The organism is Anoxybacillus sp. CHMUD, assembly GCF_013096965.1.
In the GTDB taxonomy this organism is placed as follows: domain Bacteria; phylum Bacillota; class Bacilli; order Bacillales; family Anoxybacillaceae; genus Anoxybacillus; species Anoxybacillus kestanbolensis_A.
This window is the reverse complement of record NZ_SDLG01000091.1, coordinates 1-407: the sequence shown is the minus strand read 5'-3', so window position 1 is coordinate 407 and position 407 is coordinate 1. Positions and strand designations below refer to the sequence as shown.

General features: G+C 66.3%; 1 protein-coding gene. It reads right to left on the bottom strand.

Features of this window, described 5'->3' with window-relative positions; translation table 11 throughout:
• On the bottom strand, positions 1-407 hold a 407-nt coding region (locus tag ETB99_RS14745; protein WP_483860853.1), incomplete at both ends, for a D-alanine--D-alanine ligase.

Here is a 407-nt window from a genome sequence, read left to right as displayed (position 1 = left end):
GGGCACGAGCGAATGCGAGGTCATGCCGGGGCTGGTATTCATCTCCAGCAGGAAGGGCCTCATGTCTGACTTGCGCACCATCAGGTCGGCTCGGCCCCAGCCCCGGCAGCCGAGCAGCCGGTAGGCCATCAGCACGAGCTGCTGGATCTCGGCCTCCAGCGCAGCGGGCAAGCTGCCATAGAGGTACTGCGTCGTGTCGGTGAGGTATTTGTTGTCGAAGTCGTAGTTGCCCGCCAGCGCGCGGATCTCGACCACCGGCAGCGCGATCGCTGCCGCGCCCTCGCCCAGCACGGCACAGGTCACCTCGGGGCCTTCGATGCACTGCTCGAACAGCAGTTCGTCGTCAAAACCCAGCGCGAGCTCGACGGCCCCCTGCATCTCGGAGTAGCCGGCCGCCTTCGTGATGC